Annotated in this window: 13 protein-coding genes; 9 read left to right on the top strand and 4 right to left on the bottom strand. The window is 61.2% G+C overall.

Going from position 1 to position 18219, the window contains the following annotated elements:
- Positions 1-201 precede the first annotated feature (201 nt).
- Both AC3WJP_RS24035 and AC3WJP_RS24030 read left to right on the top strand, forming a co-directional pair.
- Complete coding sequence (locus tag AC3WJP_RS24035) at positions 202-906, top strand: GntR family transcriptional regulator (protein ID WP_493723031.1); 705 nt, start codon at positions 202-204, stop codon at positions 904-906.
- A gap of 19 nt (positions 907-925) precedes the next feature.
- Positions 926-1660 carry an aspartate/glutamate racemase family protein gene (locus tag AC3WJP_RS24030; protein ID WP_493723030.1) on the top strand — a complete coding sequence of 245 codons (735 nt, stop codon included), beginning with the start codon at positions 926-928 and terminating at the stop codon, positions 1658-1660.
- Between the two features lie 148 nt (positions 1661-1808).
- Here the strand turns inward: AC3WJP_RS24030 and AC3WJP_RS24025 are convergent, their stop codons facing one another.
- The 4 genes from AC3WJP_RS24025 to AC3WJP_RS24010 all read right to left on the bottom strand — a co-directional run bounded on the left by AC3WJP_RS24025 (position 1809) and on the right by AC3WJP_RS24010 (position 6322).
- Positions 1809-2639: an amidohydrolase family protein gene (locus tag AC3WJP_RS24025; protein WP_493723029.1), complete on the bottom strand. Its 831-nt coding sequence runs from the start codon at positions 2637-2639 to the stop codon at positions 1809-1811.
- 24 nt (positions 2640-2663) lie between these two features.
- The gene (locus tag AC3WJP_RS24020; RefSeq protein ID WP_493723028.1) at positions 2664-4043 is read right to left on the bottom strand and encodes a TIGR00366 family protein; all 1380 of its coding nucleotides are present in this window, start codon (positions 4041-4043) and stop codon (positions 2664-2666) included.
- Between the two features lie 81 nt (positions 4044-4124).
- Positions 4125-5318: a CaiB/BaiF CoA transferase family protein gene (locus AC3WJP_RS24015; RefSeq protein WP_493723027.1), complete on the bottom strand. Its 1194-nt coding sequence runs from the start codon at positions 5316-5318 to the stop codon at positions 4125-4127.
- A 131-nt stretch (positions 5319-5449) separates the two neighbouring features.
- A complete protein-coding gene (locus AC3WJP_RS24010) occupies positions 5450-6322 on the bottom strand; it encodes a LysR family transcriptional regulator (RefSeq protein WP_493723026.1) in 873 nt (290 codons plus the stop codon).
- Between the two features lie 194 nt (positions 6323-6516).
- On the opposite strand from AC3WJP_RS24010, the gene AC3WJP_RS24005 reads away from it, so the two are divergent.
- The 7 genes from AC3WJP_RS24005 (at position 6517) to AC3WJP_RS23975 (ending at position 18192) form a co-directional block, all read left to right on the top strand.
- Entirely contained in the window at positions 6517-7380 is an 864-nt protein-coding gene (locus AC3WJP_RS24005; protein ID WP_493723025.1) for an HpcH/HpaI aldolase/citrate lyase family protein, read from the top strand.
- 41 nt (positions 7381-7421) lie between these two features.
- Positions 7422-8765, top strand: a complete 1344-nt coding sequence (locus AC3WJP_RS24000) for a 2-hydroxycarboxylate transporter family protein (protein ID WP_493723024.1) — start codon at positions 7422-7424, stop codon at positions 8763-8765.
- Between the two features lie 128 nt (positions 8766-8893).
- Positions 8894-11422 (top strand): glycosyl hydrolase family 28-related protein, encoded by a 2529-nt coding sequence (locus tag AC3WJP_RS23995; protein WP_493723023.1) that lies wholly within the window; start codon positions 8894-8896, stop codon positions 11420-11422.
- Between the two features lie 705 nt (positions 11423-12127).
- Positions 12128-14788, top strand: coding sequence for a T6SS effector BTH_I2691 family protein (locus AC3WJP_RS23990; protein WP_493723022.1), 2661 nt, complete (start codon positions 12128-12130; stop codon positions 14786-14788).
- A complete protein-coding gene (locus AC3WJP_RS23985; protein ID WP_493723021.1) occupies positions 14788-15933 on the top strand; it encodes a DUF6708 domain-containing protein in 1146 nt (381 codons plus the stop codon). Before AC3WJP_RS23990 ends, AC3WJP_RS23985 begins: the two co-directional genes overlap by 1 nt.
- A 25-nt stretch (positions 15934-15958) precedes the next feature.
- Positions 15959-17047, top strand: coding sequence for a hypothetical protein (locus tag AC3WJP_RS23980; protein ID WP_493723020.1), 1089 nt, complete (start codon positions 15959-15961; stop codon positions 17045-17047).
- Entirely contained in the window at positions 17047-18192 is a 1146-nt protein-coding gene (locus AC3WJP_RS23975) for a DUF6708 domain-containing protein (protein ID WP_493723019.1), read from the top strand. Before AC3WJP_RS23980 ends, AC3WJP_RS23975 begins: the two co-directional genes overlap by 1 nt.
- Positions 18193-18219: the final 27 nt, after the last annotated feature.

Raw genomic sequence — 18219 nt, 5'->3', positions numbered from 1 at the left:
TGCCATTCGCGGCTAACCCGCTGCGGCGTTTGATACAGAAAGAGTTTTGGCTTCGTTGCTATCATTTGGCTACCAAGCAAAAATTTTCGTTTTGCTCCCTATAAGTGCGCTATTGCGCGGAGATGGTGCAACGGATCCGGCGATGGCAACGGGCAATGAAGTTGTATACGATCAGCGCAACATCACTCCGTCAGCGAACCTATGAACGCCCACCTGTTTCCGATCGCTCCCACCGCCAGCCGCAGCCGCGACGAGCACATCTACCAGGAAATCCTCGATGCCATCGTCGAGCACCGGCTATTGCCCGGCGTGCGCTTGCCGGAGGATGCCCTTGCCGAAGCGTTCGATATCAGCCGCACCGGTATTCGCAAGGTGTTGCAGCGCCTGGCGCTGGAGCGTCTGGTGACGCTGCGTCTGCATCGCGGCGCGGAAGTGGCGCAGCCCACGGCCAAGGAAGCTCAGGATGTGTTCGCGGCGCGTCAGTTGATCGAGCCGGCGGTGATGCCTGCCGTGGTCGCCAATGCCGATGCCGCTCAGCTCAAACAATTGCGCGCGCTGGTGGATGAAGAACACCAGGCGCAGCGTGAAGGGCTGCAAAGCCGCGCGATTCAGCTCTCGGCGCGCTTTCACGTGCAATTGGTGACGCTGGCGGACAATCAGGTGTTCAGCGAGCAGGTCGCCAGCCTGACCACCCGCTCATCGCTGATCATCGCCGTCTATGGTTCGCGGCGCAGTGTCGGCTGCGACTGCGGCGACCATCTCGAACTGGTCGAGTTGCTGGAGCGCGGCGATGGCAGCGGGGCGGCGAAGTGGATGGGCGAGCACCTGAGCAGTATCCGCGCAAGCTTGCACGTCGACCCGCAAACGCCGGTCGAGCCGGATTTCAAAACCCTTTTCAAACGCTGACTCACTGCCCGGGCCGCCCATGAAAATCCAGGTCATCAACCCCAACACCAGCCGCAGCATGACCGCCAGCATTGGCCGTGCCGCCATGGCCGTCGCCCGGCCCGAAACCGAAATCATCGCCTGCTGCCCGCAGGACGGCCCGGAATCCATCGAGGGGCATTTCGACGAGGCCATTGCTGCGGTCGGGGTGCTGGAGGAGGTGCGCAAAGGCATGGCGGCGGGCGTCGATGCCCATGTGATCGCCTGCTTTGGCGACCCCGGGCTGCTGGCGGCGAGGGAGCTGGCGCGGGGCCCGGTGATCGGTATCGCCGAAGCGGCCTTCCATGTCGCCAGCCTGATCTGCACGCGCTTTGCGGTGGTCACCACGTTGAGCCGCACGCGCATCATCGCCGAGCATCTGCTGCGCAATTACGGCATGACCGAGCATTGCACCTCGGTGCGCTGCGTCGATATCGCTGTGCTGGAGCTTGAGGCGCTGGGTGAGGACCTGCTGGTGGCGCGCATCGCCGAGCAGGCGCTAGAGGCGCGGGATCGGCAAGGTGCCGGCGCCATCGTACTGGGCTGCGGCGGCATGGCCGATCTGCCGGCGCGGGTCAGCGAACGGGTAGGGCTGCCGGTGATCGATGGCGTGGCGGCGGCGGTCAAGCTGGCTGAAGCGCTCGTTGAGCTGGGGCTGGGGACCAGCAAGCATGGCGATCTGGCGTATCCGTTGGCCAAGGGCTTCGCCGGGCGCTTTGGCCATTTCGGCCGCTGACGCCCCGTCACACCTGTAGCGAGGGGGCTTGCCCCCGATACGGTGGGTCAGGGGGATGGGTAGTTCCGGTGCGATTTTTTCGGGGGCAAGCCCCCTCGCTACAGGTCTGGCAAGTCTGTGCAACGGGCGATTGGGGCCGTGTAATAGATCAGTTAAATCCATACAGCTGCACCGGATTGTCCACCAGCACGGCGTTGCGCGCCGCTTCACCTCCGACCCAGTCACCGAGCAGTTCGAGCAGTCGAGCGTCGTCCGGCGCATGGGCTTCGGTCACGTGCGGCCAATCGCTGCCCCACACCAGCCGCTGCGGCGCCCGCTGCGCGAAGGCACGGGCGATCACCGAGGCATCGGGGTAATCCGGGCCGCCGATGGCGGTATTCAAATAAGCGCCGCTGAGCTTGACCCAGGCTCTGTCAGCCTCGACCAGGTCAGCGATAAATCCGAACGCCGGATGGCGGTCATCGCTGCCCGGCGGCAGGCGACCGAGGTGATCGAACACCACCGGCACCGGTAGGTTGGCCAGCAATTGGCGCTCGGCGACGATCTGCTCGGCGCTCATATGGATCTGCACATGCCAGCCCCACTGCGCGATACGCGCTGCCAGCGGGGCGATGTGCTCGACCTGCACCACCTGGTCGGCGGCCTTCCACAGGCTGAAACGCAGGCCGCGCACGCCACCGGCATGCAGATGCTGCAACGCGTCGTCGCTGATGGATGGGTCAACCACGGCGATGCCACGCCCCTGACCCTGCAATTGCGCGAGGGCGTCGAGCAGGCAGCGGTTATCGGTGCCATAGACTTTCGCCTGGACGATCACCGCGCGCTGCAAGCCGAGGCGCCGTTGCACCTGGCGATAGTCCGCGAGGCTGCGCCCGCTGGGTACGTGACTGTCCGCGTGGGCTGCGGTGAAACGGCGATCGTAGATATGCAGGTGCGCGTCGCAGGCGTTTGTCGGGAGGGGCCAATGGATTGTCGTCATCACTCTGTTCTCGCTTGCAAAGACTCACACCAGCAGCAGCAAGGCTGCGCCATAGGCGAATGCCGCGACCAGAAAGGTCACGAAGGTGAAGCCCAGCACCCGCTGCACGCCGACGCCGGCCATCGCCACCACCGGCGCGGCCCAGAACGGCTGCATCATGTTCGACACTTGCTCGCCCATGGCCACGGCCATGGTAGTCGCCGGCAGCGAGGCATGCAGGGTCACGGCCGCAGGAATCGCGAACGGCCCCTGCACGGCCCAGTGACCACCACCGCTGGGGATCAGAAAGGTCACCAGCAGCGAGCACACGTAGCTCCAGAACGGCAGCGTGTGCGCACTGGAAATCGCCACGAAGCCCTTGGCGATCACCCCCGGCAACCCGGTGGCTTCCATCATGCCCATGATGCCGCCGTACAGCGGGTACTGGACCAGCATGGAGCCGCTTTGCCGCGCCGCGCCCTTGACCGCTTCGGCGTAGGCCAACGGGTAGCCATGCAGCAGCACGCCGGCGGTGAACATCACCGTGATCACGCCGTTGACGCCTGACAGCTGCACCTTGCCGAACCACGACGCGGCGATCACTCCGATGCCCAGCGCGCCCATCAGCAGGCTGCCCAGGGGCGAGTATTCGAGAAATCTGGCGAAGCTGCGCGGGCCGTGGGGTTTGACGCTGGGGGCAGGGTCCGGATAGCGGCTGGTGTCGAGCACCACCGCGTCTTCGTCACGGGGACGCAAGGCGGCCAGCACAAAGGGCATGATCACCAGCAATGCCAGGGTCGGCACCATGTTGAAGGCGGTGAACACCATGTCGTTGATGCTCAGCACCTGGCCGGTGACTTTCTCCACCACGTTCATCGGGTTGCCGGAGCTGGTCTGCGCCAGCACGATGGAGCTCGACAGACCGCCCGCCCACACCACCCAGCCGGAGAAGCCGGCCGCCACCAGCCAGGCGAAGTCGACGCGCATGCGTTTGGCGATTTCCCGGGCGAGCAGGGCGCTGAGCACCAGGCCGAAGCCCCAGTTGAAGAACGAGGTGATGGCCACGCAGAGAAAGATCATCGCCCCGGCCTGGGCCGGCGTGCGTGCCAGGGCGATCACCCGAGTGAAGAAGCGCTGCACCACTGGCGCATGGGCCATGGCATTGCCCAGCACCAGCACCAGGGTGATCTGCAAGGCAAAGGTGAAGATGTTGAAGAAGCCCTTGTACCAGCCGCCGAGCAGGCCCTCGAGGCTGAAGGTCGGCGCGACCAGCCAGGCCACCGCGGCGACCACGAAGGTGATGAACATGGCCAGCACGAAGGGATCGGGGATGGTCCGCTCGAACAGTGCGATGGTGTTTTCGGTGAAGCGTGTGCGCAGGGTCCGATGGCCTCCAGAGAGGCCCACGGGGGCGGTGCTGTGCATAGGGTTATCCCTTTTATTGTGTTTGTCAGGGCACGCCAGGTCGCCCTGGCGGTTACAGCGTTGCAGCAGGCAAACGTTGAATCAGAGCAGCGCGCCGTTGGCCCGCAACTCGGTGATCTGGGCGGCACTGAAGCCGTATTGCGCCATGACCCGGTCCGAGTCGGCGCCGAACACCGGGGCGGCGAAAGGCCGTGGCCCGGGTGTGCGACCGAAGTCGATGGCACGGGTGAAGCCACGGTATTTGCCCACCAGCGGATGCTCGAATTCGGCAATCAGGTCTTCGGCCAGGCACTGCGGGTCATCGAACATGTCATCGACCCGGCGCGCGGCGGCGCAGGGGACCGCTTCGCCAAAGATCTTCTCCCATTCCAGCGCGCTGTGCTGCTGCAGTGCTTCGTGCAACTGCGGGACTATCACCTGATGCTGCTCGGCGCGCTTGCGCACGCTGTCGAAGCGTTCGTCGACGGCCAGGTGCCCCAGCCCGGTCTTCTCGCACAAGGCCTTCCAGAAGTGCGGAGTGTTGGCGGACAGGTACAGATAGCCTTCGCGGGTTGGGTGAATACCGGTGATACCGCCCGAGCGCATGTCCCGGTCGAGCTCGCGGGGTTCGCTGTCGGCCCATACCAGTCGCGCCGATTGCATCGCCAGGGCGCTGCGCAGCAACGACACGCCGACTTCCTGGCCCAGCCCGGTGCGCTCGCGTTCATACAGCGCCGAGGCCACACCGCTGGCGACCATGGCCGCCGCATAGTAATCCACCACCGAGCCGTACAGCACCTCCGGCGCGCCGCCGGGTTTGGCCTGGGCCGCGCACATGCCGGTCATGGTCTGCAGCACCTGGTCGTAGCCGGCCTTGGCCTTGAGCGGGCCGTTTTCACCGTAACCGGTGACGGCGCAGTAAATCAGCCGCGGGTTGAGGGCCTGCAGGTCGGCATAGCCGATGCCCAGACGCTGTGGCACGCCGGGGCGAAAATTGTGCACCAGCACATCGGCTTCGCGTACCAGCCGCAGCAGTGCCTGCAAGCCGCCGGGATTCTTTAGATCGAGGGCGACGCCGTCCTTGCTGCGATTGACCCCGAGGAAGGCGCGGCTTTCGCTGGTCAGGGTCGAAGGGTACTTGCGCAGATTGTCGCCACTGGGCGGCTCGACCTTGATCACCCGGGCGCCCTGATCGGCCAGCAGCGAGCAGCCGTAGGGGCCGGCGATGTAGGCGCTGAGGTCGAGAACGGTGATGCCGGCCAGGGGGCCGGATGCAGACTGAACAGCTGAAGGCATGGAGAATCTCCGATCTTGTTATCAGCGCTGCAGCGAAAAGGTCGCAGCGCTACGTCGGGTCATTCTGTGAGGCGCAAGAAGGAATTAAAAACGTTTTTTACTGGTTTGAGAGTCCATAAAAACTGGACTTATCAGGCGGTCGATTCCGCGAACAGCACCTCACAGAACACCTCGATCAACCGCTCCTTGGCCGAATTGCGCTTCCACACCAGGCCGATCGGGCGGTGCAGTCCGGCGCCAGGCAGGGCGATCTGCGCCAGGCCGTCGAGCTGACCGTGCAGGGGCCGCCATTGCGGCACCAGGGACACGCCCAGCTGGCCACGGACCATGGCGGCGATGGCGTCCAGGGTGTCGATCTCGAAGCGTTCCCGGGGCTGGATACCGTTCTGCAACAGGTAACGGTCGGCCATCACGCCGCCCCAGGAGCTGCGGTGGTAGCGAATGAACGGCTCGCGGCGCAGCACCTCGTGCGCGTCCTGCTGCGCCAGCGCGAGTGGTGCCAGCACCACGAACGGCTCGTTGCGCAGCGGCCGCCAGATGAACTCCTTGGGCAGGTCGAATTGCGGCAGCACCAGCAGGGCGATATCGATATCACCCGCCACTACTCTGCGGTACAGCTCGGTCGACACGGCGGGCTCGACATGCGGATGCAGGTGCTCGTAGTTGTCGATCAGGTTGGCCAGCACTCCGGGCACCACATAGGCCATGGCCGAGCTGATGCAGCCGATGCGCAGTTCGCCGACCACGCTGTCAAGGGCGGCGATGGCGCGCAGGTCGCGGGTGCGCTGCAACAGTTCGCCAGCCGGGCCCAGCAGGGCGGCGCCGGCGGCGGTGAGCTGCATGTTGCGCCCGGCACGGCTGAGCAGAGTCTGGCCCAGCTCATGCTCCAGCGCCTTGATGCGTTGGGCTACGGCGGTGGGTGTGAGGTTGAGCTTGCGCGCGGCGGCCGCCGTGGAGCCGAGCTGTGCCACGTGCAGGAAACTGTCGAGATAGCGTGTGTCCATAGTGAATAAATTCTGGATTCTGAACCTAGAAATACGCACTTTAACTAACTTTTAAGCTTTTGCACTATGGCTCCTGCCGCCGGACCCCGTTCCGCGGTTTCCAAGAACAATGCCGGGTATGGGGGCGCAGCGCCCATCGCCAGGCGCGGTGCCACCCAGGCTTGAGGGGGCGCCGTCGAAAACACAGGTGCCCCATGCGCAGTAAATTGTTCGTCCCGGGCTCACGCCCCGAGTTGTTCGCCAAGGCCATGGCTTCGGCTGCCGACGGCATCAGCTTCGACCTCGAAGACGCCGTGGCCGAAAGCGCCAAGGCCGATGCCCGGGCTCAGCTGGCGCGCTACCTGAGCCAGGCGCCGAGCGCCGGCAAGCAATTGGTGGTGCGCATCAACGCCCAGGACTCACGCCACTACCTGGCGGACCTCGAGGCGCTGGTCGCCACCCATGTGCAGATCATCAACCTTCCCAAGGCAGAAGACCCCGAGCAGATCCTCAAGCTGGCCGATACCTTGCAGCAGCTTGAACGCCAGACTGACCGCCAGGTGCCGCTGAGCATTCTGGCCAATATCGAATCCCCTCGCGGCCTGCGTCAGGCCGCCGCCATCGCCGCCGCCCATCCCCGGGTCATGGGCTTGCAGTTGGGCTTCGCCGACCTGCTGGAGCCCCTCGGGATCGACCGCCATGCCGTCAGCGTCATCCAGCAGATCCAGCTCAGCGTGCGCCTGGCGGCCGGCGAGGCCGGCGTCGCCGCCTATGACGCCGCCTACGCGGCCATCAATCACCCCGAGGGGTATCGTGACGAAGCCGCCTATGCCCGACGCCTGGGCTTCGCGGGCAAGTCGTGCATTCACCCCTCGCAGATCGCCCTGGCCAACGCAGCCTTCGTGCCCAATGCCGATGAAATCGCCAAGGCGCAGCGCGTCGTGGCCGCCGCCGCTGACGCAGAGCGTGCTGGCGTGGGCGCCTACCAGGTGGACGGCCAGATGATCGACGCGCCGTTCGTGCGTCGCGCCCAGATGCTCCTGGCACAAGCACGGCATGCGGGGCTGTTGTCGCACTGAAGCACTACCCGCACCTTCTACAACAATAAGATGAGGTTCCCATGCACAACGTCGACACCCTGGCCGCCGCGCCGCCACAGGCTGCGCTGTTCGAACGGCTGATGAACATCCGCATCAGCTTCATCCCCTTGCCGGTCTACCTGGTACTGGTCGGCCTGGTCGTCGGCCTGCTGATCGAGCACGAGCTCAAGCCCGACCTGCCGACCATGATCGCCATCATCGGTCTGGGCGGCGCCACCTGCGGCGAGATCGGCAAGCGCCTGCCCTTCTTCGGCAAGATCGGCGGCGCGGCCATCGTCTCGGCGTTCCTGCCGTCGTACCTGGTTAGCCTGGGCTGGGTGCCCCAGGAGATCATCACGCCAGTCACCTCGTTCACCAAGTCGAGCAACTTCATTTACCTGTTCGTTTCGGCGGTGGTGGTCGGCAGCATCTTCACCATGGACCGCAACCTCATCGTCAAAGGCTTCGCCAAGATCTTCGTGCCCTTGCTGCTGGGTTCGGTGCTGGCGCTGATCGCCGGTGTCGCGGTCGGGCTGCTGTGCGGGCTGGAGCTGCGCCAGGTGCTGTTTTTCGTGATCGTGCCGGTGATGGGTGGCGGGCTGGGCGAGGGCGCGATTCCGCTGTCGGTCGGCTATGGCGAAATCCTCGGCATGGACTCCGGCAAGATCCTTGCGCAGCTGCTGCCGATCATCCTGCTGGGCAACCTCTGCGCCATCCTCGCGTGCGGCGCGCTGGATCTGCTGGGCAAGCGTTATCCGGCGCTGACCGGCAATGGTCGCTTGCAGATGGCGGAAAACGCCGACATCCAACCTGCCGACGAACCGACCCAAGCGCAGTTCGACGGCCATACGGTCAATCAAGTGATCGCCGCTGGCATGTGCGCCATCACCCTGTATCTGGCCGGGGTGCTGCTGCATGCACTGTTCGGGCTGCCGGGGCCGGTGTGCATGCTGTTCCTCGCCGTGCTGCTCAAACTGGCCAACATCATTCCAGCGTCGTTGGAAAGCGGCGCGCGTGTGCTGTTCCAGTTCTTCACCACCTGCGTGACCTACCCGTTGTTGTTCGCCAACTCCATTGCCGTCACCCACTGGAGCGAGCTTACCGCGGCGCTGCATATCGGCAATGTGCTGACCATCGCCACCACGGTGTTGACCCTGGTGCTGACCGGGTTGGTGGTGGCGCGGCGGCTGAACATGTACCCCATCGATACCGCCATCGTCAACGGTTGCCACAGCGGCCTGGGCGGCACCGGGGATATCGCCATCCTGACGGCGGCCAATCGCATGCAGCTGCTGCCGTATGCGCAGATATCGACGCGTATCGGTGGGGCGATCACGGTGATGGGGGCGTTGTTGATTCTGGCGAATATGGCGCCCGCCGGGTGAGTGCGGGCAGACCGTTGATCACATCTCAAGCGTCCGTGCCCTTCACCGGCCAAGACTGAACTAGCCTGAAACACCCGCCCACCGTTCGCCTTTCCCCCATCAGAACACCGTGCGGGAAGGAGACCGGCATGGCTGTCTACAACGTGAAAGACTACGGCGCCAAAGGCGACGGCAGCAGCAACGACACGGCGGCGATCCAGGCCGCCATCGACGCGGCGGCAGCCAGCGCAGGCGGGCAGGTGTACCTGTCCAGTGGTACGTACAACGTCAGCGCTACCGCGGCCGGCAGTGCCCTGCAGCTCAAGGCCTTGACCGCGCTGGCCGGCGATGGCATCGGCCAGACGATCATCAAGCTCGCCAATGGCTCCGCTGGGGCGACCTCGGTGGTGCAGGGCGCGGGTGATGCCATCGGCGTCAGCGGCTTGACCATCGACGGTAATCGCGCCCACAACAGCGGCACGGTGCAGGGCTGGGTCAGTGGCGACAGCGACGGCGTGACCCTGAGCGCTGTCGAGGTGGTCAATGCCAGTGGCGATGGATTCGATCTGCGCAGCGTGGGGCATCGATTCAGCGTGAGCGACAGCATCGCCCGCTTGAACTGGGGCGCAGGCTTTCGCGCCGATGGCCAGGTCGACAGCTTCATCCATGATTCCCTTGCGTCCGGCAATAGCGAAAGCGGTTACGACCTGGGCGGCGAGCTCAAGGTGCTCGACAGCGATGCCATCGCCAACGGCGTGGACGGCTACGTCCTGCGCGAGGGCGATAGCAGCGCCGCTGCCACCAGCCGTATCCTCATCGATGGCGGCAGCGCCGTGGGCAACACCAACAATGGTGTCGACGCGGTGCTGGTGCATGGCTTCCAGATCAGCGCGATGGACATTCACGACAACCTCGTTGACGGCATCCTCAGCGATGCAAGCAGCGACGGTGTGATTATCTCGAACCAGGTGTACGGCAACGACTACGACGAGTTTTCCTATTCCGAAATCGAGATCAGTGGCTGGACGGGCAACCCCGTCACCACGGCGAACAACGTGACCGTCCGCCACAACGTGGTGACCGGCGGCCACAACAGCTATTACGGCATCACCGTCGCGGTCGACACCGGTGATTACAACGCCGTGACCGATAACATCATCAGCCAGACCGTCCTGCCGGTCGTGGTGGTCGGCGAACACAGCGTCAAAGGCAATAACGTCGCCTTCGTCCGCCTGTATGGCACCGACCATGCCGACACCCTCAACGGCAGCGTAGCCCGCGACCAACTCGTTGCTGGCGCTGGCAATGACCAGCTGAACGCCGGCGCCGGCGCCGATGTGCTCGATGGTGGCCGCGGCATAGACCTGCTGACCACCGGTGGCGGCGCCGACGTGGTGCGCTTCGCCGCCCTGACCGACAGCTACCGCGATGCCAGCCACAGCTACGCCGACCGAATCACCGACTTCGACGTCACCAGCGACCGTCTCGATCTCACGGCCCTGGGCTTCAGCCACCTGGGCAACGGCCATGGCGATACCCTGCGCCTGAGCTACGACCAGGCGCTGGATCGCACCTATCTCAAGCATCTGGACGTCGACGCGGCGGGCAATCGCTTCGAAGTGGTGCTGCTCGGAGATCATCGCGACTTCACCGAGGCCAATCTGCAGCAACTGTCCGAAGGCACGGCGGCGGCCGATTCACTGAGCTGTTCGACGCTCGCCGATTCCCTTTACGGCGCTGGCGGACGCGACACGTTGCAGGGCCTTGGCGGCGATGACCGGCTGTATGGCGACGGTGGTGGCGACCGTCTGCAGGGCGGCACCGGTGCCGATACCTTCGTCTATCGCGAGCTGAGCGACAGCCTGCGCTCCAGCGCCGCTGGCGGCACTGCAGGGCGCGATACCGTGACGGATTTCGATGCCAGTCTGGGCGATCAGCTCGACGTTTCGGCGCTGGGCTTCACTGGCCTGGGCGACGGCCACGGGCACACGCTCAAGGTCAGCGTCAGTGCCGACGGCGAGAAGACCGTGCTCAAGTCCCTGGAGCAGAACCCGCAAGGCGAGCATTTCGAGATCCTGCTGTCGGGGGATCATCAGTTCGAGCTGTCCCAGGACAGCATCCTCTTCGCTCAGCCCTTGGGTACCCTGCCCAGCGTGCTGCCGACCTGGCTCGATCACAATCTCTATGGCACCGCTGGCCGCGATACTCTCACCGGTGACTCCGCCGACAACTGGATTCGCGCAGGGGAGGGTAACGACCACCTCGATGGCGGTGTCGGCGACGATACGTTGATCGGCGGTGGTGGCGCGGATGTCATGAACGGCGACACTGGTGACGACACCTTCGCCTATACCCACGTCAGTGACAGCTTTCGCCAGGGCAGCTCGGTGTTCGCCGACACCATCAATGGGTTTTCGGTGTACGACGACCGCCTGGATTTTTCCGCGATGGGCTATACCGGGCTCGGCGCTGGGCACGGCGATACGTTGAAGCTGGTGCAGGATTCCGGCCGCACCTTTTTGCGCGATCTGGATGCGGATGCGCAGGGGCGGTTGTTCGAGGTGCGCTTGAGCGGGGATTTGAAGGAGCATCTGGGCGCGGACAATTTTGTCTTTGCCGGGGCGGCGAATGTCGAGCCGCTGCAGCTGCTGGGCGTGGCGGGTGAGCATGTTGCTTGAGTGGGCGAGTGCGAGACTACTTAGCGAGTTGCAGCGGTTCGCGGCTCTACGAATAGGGGCCGCGGTGCGCAGGTTAGCGGAACGTGAATCAAGAAAAACTGCAAACCAAGGTCTCTCGCACATAGCCGCCAAAATGGCAATGCGCCCCCAAAAAAACGCTCGCTATGGTGATTTAGGTGCTCGTCCGCCCGAATTTCGCATGCTGTCAAATCTGGTCGTTGAGTGACTGGTGGTCGGGGACGTCACGCGGGATGAGGAGGGAGATCAAAGGGTATGGTTCAGGCCGCAAAGCTTGCGATTTATGGATTTGAGGTGATGATCTGGCTGCGTATTGATCAGCGTATGGCCCTGAACCGATGTTGAACAGACTCATCCACTTTGACGAAACCTCATTTCAGGAAGACGGTGCAGTGTAGGAAAGATCTGACCGATGTCGCATTCTGAAATAAATTTAACTCAATGATTTAAAAGGTTTTTAATCCGTTTTTACAACTGCAATAAGTGTTATCGTTTCCGGTCTTCTCCTCTGCATTTACCATCCCCTCCCTCGGAATCGCGCCCCTGTGCGCCGCCGTTCATAACAACACCCTTGCCATGATTTATGCGGTCCAGATCGCCCAGTCGTACATCTCTACAAGGATAGAAACGGCCATGCGACGTCAGCCATATCTACGTTTCATGCGCACCCACCATTGAGACTTTCTCATGAATGATCTTTTCGAAACCCTCGAACTATGCAAACGACTCAACGCCAGCTACAAACCCGCGCTGAGCAACAGCCCCGCCGTCGATTGCACCCGCCGCTTCGAGCTCTTACCGCTACGCTACGCCGCCATCGGCGGCAGCCCGGCCTTGCGCGCCCGCCTGCCGCAGCTGCCTGGCCATTTGAAACCCTTTCAGGACGTCGGCGAGCTGACCGAGTCGAGCTACGCCATCCGCCCATTGCGCGAAGGCTTCCTCTATCTGCTGGTCAAACGCAGAAGCGAACCCGCCCACCAATGGCACAGTGCCTGGCGTATCGCCCCGAACGGCTCGCTCCTGTACATCAGCCCCGATCAGCCCTGGGAACCGGTGCCAAGCGCGGCGACCCTGGACGAGATCATTCGCGGCCAAGGCTGGACCATCACACTGTACGACCTGGACGACATCGAAGAACTGCGTCCGCTCTATAGTCCGTCACCCCTGACGGCACGCATGCTCGACAATTATCGTCTGCTCGACGATGGCTACCGCTCAACCTTGCAGTCGATCGACATCGAACGATTCATCCAACCCTCCGATGCACCGCCGCAGCCTCATGTGCTCAAGCACGATCAGCTGTCGTGGATCGCCGATTTCAAAGCGCAAAACGATGCGCCGCTGCAGGTTCTGCTCGGCTCGCAACCCTTCAACACCGACCAGATCGTTTCGATGAGCGCCTCCCATCACGCGTTGATGCCCGAGGTCGGCAAGATCAAGCCGCGCGGCGCCGCCATCGTGATCGAGGATGCAATCGGCATCACTCAGGAACTCAATGCCTGGCGCAACGCGGCGATCGACGACGTACGCACACAGTGGCTGCAACGTTCGGTGGAGCCCGGCGTCGACAATGAACGCAAGTTGCTGGTCGCGCAGTCTTTTCTCGAAGTGGAAAAGATGTACCCGGAGATGGTCTCAGAGCAGATCGTCAAACGTCAGGTCATGGCCGAAACCATTCGCCTGCAACCGCAGATGCCGCTGGAGATATATGCTTTTTCCGATATAGCGCGAAAGGCCGACGAAGAACACGACGCACGCATGAAGCCGCACCTGGAGCAATTCGAGCGCGAGACCAGAAAACACGTAGAAGCTCGTCTGAAGGCCGGGGAGTTCAAGGACAAGTTCGACAAGAAGTACGGCACGCTGGTCGATATCAAAGGCATGCACGATCAACTCGACTACTTCGACCAGGTCCTGACACAAGCTGAAGCCCTCGCGGACACCCGGGCCAGCGACCATGTCTATTGGGCACGCAGCGAGCGCTTGCTCAGAGCGCTGGAGCATTACGACAGCACCGACCTGATCAGCGGCCTGGCGTTCGCCGAACAGACCGGCCGCTGCATCATCGGCATGGAACTGTGTGTAGCGGGTTCGACCTTGCTGGATCAATGGTGGCGCGGCGATCCGGCCAGTCCGAATAATCTGGCGATGCGCGGGATCACGGCCAATCAGGATGATATTCGGGAGGAAGTAGCGGCCTTGATCGAGACGGCGAAAACGCAGCCGGTTAAGAGTTCGTCAGTGGAAATTCCAGCAGCGATTACCGGTCGGGCACATGCCGTGGCGAGTGCATTCGGACGTATCAATACCCTGTATGAACAACTGCAAAGCCAAAATGCATCGGCCAGCGTTGGTTTATATGCGTGGTATACCGCGTTAGGCCGCCAGGTCTTGCGCACTTCGGCGCCCAATAGCATGGATCATGTTTTGCACCATGGGCTACGTTGCATACTGATGGCTACGGTGCATAAAAACGCGCTGGACGTACGCTTGTCCGAAGCTGCGCTGGCTGGCCAGATGCCGGATCGGCAGCGTGTCGGCAGACCCGTTGCGCGTTATTTGGATCAAGCCTGGGCACAAGCGCTGATGCAGGCTCACACCAGTGATTTCTATAAAGTCCGAGCCGCCGCGCTGGTCTTGCTGCTCGAAGGGATGTTGGCCGCGTTCAAGTCAACGGAACTACCGAACGGCGATGCGAGGGTCAAAGCCCAAATGGTCGCGGCGGGTCTGACCACAGTGGCTGCCGGCATCGAACTTGGCGCCACCTATGTTGAGCAGGCGCTTACTCGTTATGGGCCGAATAGCGTAACCGGCAGAGGGGCGGAAGTCGTTTTAGGGCGGTTAAAGCTCTGGGGCGCTACCTTCGCAGGGGTAGGTGGCATGATCTTGGCCTGGTGGGATTTAACAGACGGAATTCAGCACCGCCGACAACCGCAAGGAGGCAATAAACATCGGTCAAAAACATTGAGTTCAGCATATTTCACCCGAGCAATAGCAACTGTAGCGCTGTCTGCCGCGGAGATTGGGACTGCGATAGCTATAGCTAAACCGTTGTTCGATCACATGGCGAAAAGCGCCGGTACCCCATTTGTACGTCGCCTCGTCTTGGGGATGAGCCGGGTTGCCGGCAGTTTAGGCACTCAAGTTGCTAGACTGATTCTCGCTCGAATAGTCTTCGGGGCTTTCTGGGTTGGACTTACCCTTAGCTTTATTATTTGGATTTTGGATGATGATGTTTTAGAGAGATGGTGCAAGCGCTCTACTTATAGGCTTGGCCTCGGCGTAGATCCGCATCCCGAGGAAAACGAGTTGCCAGAACTTTTCGCCGCATTGAGCGGGGTGGCTTGATGTATTTAATGGAGTGGGGGTGGTGGCAGCTTCAGAAAATGTCTGCGGTCGAAATAGAGAAGTCAGATGCTGCGACCTCTCCGACCAACAAACTTCTCGAAGAAGATTTCTATGAGGGCGATTTTGAGGTTGAGCAGCACTTTATCTCAGTGAGCGATAATCCTCGCACACGGGGCTGTGTGTTTCTGCTCAATGACATTCACATGGAGATGCGCTGCGGAGGCTCAGAGGAAAAACGGGGGTTAATAACCTTGATGACCCTTGGTGGGCTTGGTCCAATAGCCAACGCATGGGGACAGATCACCTACAGCTTTATTCATGAGGATATCATACAGCCCGATATCCGATCGCTAGTATCGCTTCTACTTACTCTGTATATGTTATCTATAGGGGCGGCAATTGCTTATCTTTATACCAAGTATGGCTTAAAATTTACCCGTCTCGAATTATTTACCAGTCGCCACCTCCTGATTCGCTTCAATCGAATAACCCAGCAAGTCCACCTCCACCGACCAAAATACTGCGGCGGCATCGTCACCTTCCCATGGAAAGCAACGGGCAGCACCGCCATTGATCCCGCCGAAGATGCGCTAAGCGCCGGAATGCGATTGGGCCTGGTGTGGCACCCGAGCCGCACCGGTCTCCCGCACATGGAAATGGCATTAGTCGGCAAACTGGGCCAAGGCGGCAGCGAACTACGTGACGAATGGGAGTTCATCCGCCGTTACATGGAGGACGGCCCTGAATCCATACCCCGCCCGCGCATCAGTACTCACCTGCCATCGCCCATCCAAGCATTCTCCGCCCAGTTCGAAGGGATCGGCCGTTTCGTCCGCAACAGCGGACGGCCAATGAAACTGGCGCTGCTGTTGATCTCGCCCATCTTCGTCATCATCGGCACCGCGCACTGGGTTAGCTTGATGCTGTGCTGGCGCCCCCGCTGGCCGAAGATCATCCGCGAAGCAGGAATGCCCGGCAAACCCATCCCCCCCGTGACCACGCTGGATGACTACCCATCGGAAACCCACGAACGGCTGCTCGCCAACGCAGACCGCTACAAACTCAAACCTGGCGAACGTCCCGTTAAGGAAACTCGCTCAGGATTTCGTCGGGTGCCGAAGGCAAAGAAGGTAGCCAGCCAATGAACCGACCGCTTTCGTCGACGGTAGAATGCACGCCGCAGCAAATGCGTTCGGTCGTATCAACACCCTTTATGAACATCTGCAAAGCCAAAGTGCAACGCCCAGTATCGGCCTGTATGCGTGGTACACCGTGCTCGGCAGACAAGTGCTGCGTACAGCTGCCCCCAACAGCATGGACCGCGTGCTGCATCACGGGCTGCGGTGGATGCTGATCGCCTCGGTCAGCGAAAAGGCGGTCGGTGTGCGCCTGACCGACGCCGCCCGCAGTGACAAGATCTTGAACTCGAATCGCACCCATCGCCAGGCCACCTACTTTCTGGACAAGGCGTGGGCGCAAAGCGTGATGGGCGCTCACAAGAGTGATTTTTACAAGGTTCGGGTATCTGCGTTGCTGTGCCTGCTCGAGGGAATGCTGATCGCATTCAAGGCTCGCAAGCTGCCCGAGGGCGACGCCCGAATGATCAGCGAACTGACGGCAATGGGCTTCACGATGGCAGGGGCCGGTTTCGAGTTAGGCGCAAGCTATGTGGATCAGGTGATCGCGCGGTCGGGGGCGAATAACTTGACGGGTAGAGGGGCGGAGGTCGTATTGGGGCGGTTGAAGCTTTGGGGAGCTGGGCTTGCGGGGGTGGGAGGGATGGTTTTTGCTTGGTGGGATTTTGCGGATGGAGAGCGGCATCGTAAAGAACTCATAAATATTAGTTACAACCAACCTACAAACCGTACCGAAACATTAGCAACTGCATATTATGCCCGTGCGATGGCAACTGTAACGCTATCATTAGCGGAGATGGGGACGGCCATAGCAATTGCCAAACCTTTTTTTGATTACCTGGTAAACAAAACAAAGACCAGACTCTTTCAGGTATTGGCCTCCGGCCTAAGCCACCTTGGCGGAAAGCTAGGGACTCAAGTGGCACGTTTAATACTTGCACGAATCGTACTGGGTGCTTTTTGGATCGGGTTGACCGTCACATTGATAATTTGGATTTTAGACGACGACGCACTGGAAAAATGGTGCAAGGCGTCTGTTTATAGGCTAAATCGTGGCATGTCTATCTACCCAGAAGACGAAGAGCTACCTACGCTTTTTGCCGCATTGAAAGGGGTCATCTAATGTATCTCATGGAATGGGGTTGGTGGTGGCTGCAGAGGATGTCAGCTGCCGAGCGGGAGGAATCAGACTCCACGACGTCGCCACGAAACAAGCACCTTGAGAAAGATATCTATGAAGGAGATCTGGATACTGAACAGCACTTCAATTCTGTAAGTAATAGCCCTCAAGCGCGAGGTCCTGTATTTGCGCTAAATAACGCATACATGGAAATGCGCTGCGGTGGCTCAGAAGAGAAAAGAGGGTTCATTACTTTTTTTGTCCTCGCAGGACTAGTCCCCATGGTAAATTCATGGATGAGCATAACCTATACATTCATGTGTCTAAATATTATCCGGGCACCTGACTTTAGCGTGGTAACGATCATGCTAACCATGTTCATGCTATTGATAGGTTCCGTTGTTTCTTACTTGTACATAAAATATGGATTCCACATTACACGCCTCGAATTACTTACCAGTCGTCACCTTCTAATCCGTTTTAACAGAATAACCCAGCAGGTCCACCTCCACCGACCAAAATACTGCGGTGGCATCGTCACCTTCCCATGGAAATCAACGGGCAGCACCGCCATTGATCCAGCTGACGACGCGTTAAGCAATGGGATGCGATTAGGCCTGGTGTGGCACCCGAGCCGCACCGGTCTCCCGCACATGGAAATGGCACTAGTCGGCAAACTGGGCCAAGGCGGCAGCGAGCTACGTGACGAATGGGAGTTCATCCGCCGCTATATGGAGGACGGCCCTGAATCCATACCCCGCCCGCGCATAAGTACTCATCTGCCATCCCCGATCCAGGCATTTTCCGCCCAATTCGAAGGCATCGGCCGTTTCATCCGCAACAGCAGGTGGCCAATCAAACTGGCGCTGCTGTTGATCTCGCCCATCTTCGTCATCATCGGCACCGCGCACTGGGTCAGCTTGATGCTGTGCTGGCGCCCACGCTGGCCGAAGATCATCCGCGAAGCAGGAATGCCCGGCAAACCCATCCCGCCCGTGACCACGCTGGATGACTACCCACCGGAAACCCACGAACGGCTGCTCGCCAACGCTGACCGCTACAAACTCAAACCTGGCGAACGGCCTGTAAGGACAATTCGTCCACGCTCTCGCCGAGCATCGACCTCCAACAAGGATAAAAGTCAATGAAATAGGTCGATTCCTTCAGCTGCTAGC

The organism is Pseudomonas sp. GW821-FHT01A09 (genome assembly GCF_058986725.1).
The sequence above is the reverse complement of the archived record's forward strand: the minus strand, read 5'-3'. Positions and strand labels throughout refer to the sequence as shown.

Excerpts from the sequence above, each read along its gene's own strand:
- AC3WJP_RS24035 (WP_493723031.1), top strand. The coding sequence starts at position 202 with ATGAACGCCCACCTGTTTCCGATCGCTCCCACCGCCAGCCGCAGCCGC.
- AC3WJP_RS24015 (WP_493723027.1), bottom strand. The coding sequence starts at position 5,318 with ATGCCTTCAGCTGTTCAGTCTGCATCCGGCCCCCTGGCCGGCATCACC.
- AC3WJP_RS24010 (WP_493723026.1), bottom strand. The coding sequence starts at position 6,322 with ATGGACACACGCTATCTCGACAGTTTCCTGCACGTGGCACAGCTCGGC.
- AC3WJP_RS23995 (WP_493723023.1), top strand. The coding sequence starts at position 8,894 with ATGGCTGTCTACAACGTGAAAGACTACGGCGCCAAAGGCGACGGCAGC.
- AC3WJP_RS23975 (WP_493723019.1), top strand. The coding sequence starts at position 17,047 with ATGTATCTCATGGAATGGGGTTGGTGGTGGCTGCAGAGGATGTCAGCT.
- AC3WJP_RS24030 (WP_493723030.1), top strand. The coding sequence starts at position 926 with ATGAAAATCCAGGTCATCAACCCCAACACCAGCCGCAGCATGACCGCC.
- AC3WJP_RS23985 (WP_493723021.1), top strand. The coding sequence starts at position 14,788 with ATGTATTTAATGGAGTGGGGGTGGTGGCAGCTTCAGAAAATGTCTGCG.
- AC3WJP_RS24005 (WP_493723025.1), top strand. The coding sequence starts at position 6,517 with ATGCGCAGTAAATTGTTCGTCCCGGGCTCACGCCCCGAGTTGTTCGCC.
- AC3WJP_RS24020 (WP_493723028.1), bottom strand. The coding sequence starts at position 4,043 with ATGCACAGCACCGCCCCCGTGGGCCTCTCTGGAGGCCATCGGACCCTG.
- AC3WJP_RS24000 (WP_493723024.1), top strand. The coding sequence starts at position 7,422 with ATGCACAACGTCGACACCCTGGCCGCCGCGCCGCCACAGGCTGCGCTG.
- AC3WJP_RS23980 (WP_493723020.1), top strand. The coding sequence starts at position 15,959 with ATGCACGCCGCAGCAAATGCGTTCGGTCGTATCAACACCCTTTATGAA.
- AC3WJP_RS23990 (WP_493723022.1), top strand. The coding sequence starts at position 12,128 with ATGAATGATCTTTTCGAAACCCTCGAACTATGCAAACGACTCAACGCC.
- AC3WJP_RS24025 (WP_493723029.1), bottom strand. The coding sequence starts at position 2,639 with ATGACGACAATCCATTGGCCCCTCCCGACAAACGCCTGCGACGCGCAC.